Source organism: Pseudomonas sp. P5_A2_2, from assembly GCF_054177685.1.
Genome location: NZ_JBGCUL010001019.1, coordinates 1 through 1,551, shown reverse-complemented (window position 1 = coordinate 1,551; position 1,551 = coordinate 1). Strand labels below are relative to the sequence as shown.

At 52.9% G+C, this 1,551-nt stretch carries 2 protein-coding genes; one reads left to right on the top strand and one right to left on the bottom strand.

The window, feature by feature from the left end; all coding sequences use genetic code 11:
• Positions 1–673: ParA family protein (locus tag ACXRVY_RS28375; protein ID WP_458238879.1), on the top strand; the 673-nt coding region annotated here is incomplete at its 5' end.
• A 134-nt stretch (positions 674–807) separates the two neighbouring features.
• Here ACXRVY_RS28375 and ACXRVY_RS28370 read toward each other — a convergent pair.
• Positions 808–1,551, bottom strand: a 744-nt coding sequence (locus tag ACXRVY_RS28370) for a CHAD domain-containing protein (protein WP_458238878.1), incomplete at its 5' end; no start/stop codon positions are given.

Here is a 1,551-nt window from a genome sequence, read left to right as displayed (position 1 = left end):
GGTGGATCTCGATCCTCAGGCTAACTCGACTCAATACCTGACAGGGCTGACAGGCGATGATATCCCCATGGGGATTGCCGATTTTTTCAAGCAAACCTTATCCGGCGGCCCGGCCAGCAAAAAGAATCGGGTGGCTATCACTAATACTCGCTACGACAATCTGCACCTGGTCACGGCCAGCCACGAGCTTGCCGACCTGCAGTCAAAGCTTGAGTCCAAATTCAAGATCAACAAGCTGCGCCGCTTGCTGGTGGAGCTTTCCGAAGATTACGAACGTATTTATATCGATACGCCGCCGTCCCTGAATTTCTACACGTTCAGCGCACTGATCGCCGCCGACCGTGTGCTGATTCCATTCGATTGCRACAGCTTTTCTCGTCAGGCGCTCTACAACGTCATCGCGCAAGTGGCTGAGTTGCAAGCTGACCATAATGAGTCGCTGATCGTGGAAGGTGTGGTGGTCAACCAATTTGTGGCACGTGCCAGCTTGCACCAGATGCTGATCGACGAGTTGGTGGCCGAAGGCTTGCCCGTGTTACCTGATTATTTGAGTAGCTCGGTCAAAATGCGTGAGTCCCATGAAGCGACGGTACCCATGATCMACCTGGCGCCACGCCATAAGCTTTCATTGGAATTTATCAGCCTGTTTTCCGCTTTGGAAAGAGCCGGTTGATCGCAAGAGCAAGGTTGAAACTTCAGCGTCTGACGATGGGATGGCACGCCTTGGTTCCGCATCTGATTCCGTGCGCTGAACATAAAATTGAAATCGAAATGCCAGTACGATAACTCGCGCGCAATCGATAGCTCTTACTTCGAATCAACTCCTGTTTTCTTGGCCGCCTTTGGGACGGCCATTTTTTTGCCTGAGATTTTTGGAAGCAGCATTTTCAGTTTTTGCATTTCGTCCTCGGCTTGTCGAAGTTCGCCGATGGAAGCCTCCGCCCACAGGTGCTCCAGCGGCTTAAGGTCAGGCTCAAGTTTTACCTTGAGGCACCACTGGAAATGGTCATGCCATGATCCCAGTGCCGATTGCACCGCCTTCAAGGATTTCGCCGCCGTCGTCGACAGCGGGGACAATTGTGGGAATGCTTCGGTAAGGTAGCGAGTGCGCTTTACCAAAATTCGTAACTCGTGCCGGTCAAACTGCTCATCGTCCAAAGCGCGATGGAGCTTATCGATTTGCTTGGTCAGCGCCTTGACGATGACCTGTTTCATTACCCTTGAATCATTGCCTGGCTCTGATGCCCTGAATGCAGAAGGCCATTGATCCAAGGCTACGAACAATCCATCCAGCGCGGGATCATTGAGTAATTTTCGATAATCTGTTTTTAAGCGAGAACGCCTGGTGGCCGCCGCTTCAGGCATGCCCTGAAGCTCAAGTTCGCTGGCCATTACTTCCAGATCCCGCGCCGGTGTCGTCAGCCGACCCGCCTCGGTGGCAGCCTCGCGAAGTACGGTCATTTCCTTCAATGAGCGCAATGGCGTTAGCAGACTTCGGATTCGTCTGACGGCGATCCTTAAATCGTGCAAGGCCTCGCTGTCTGTCTCTGC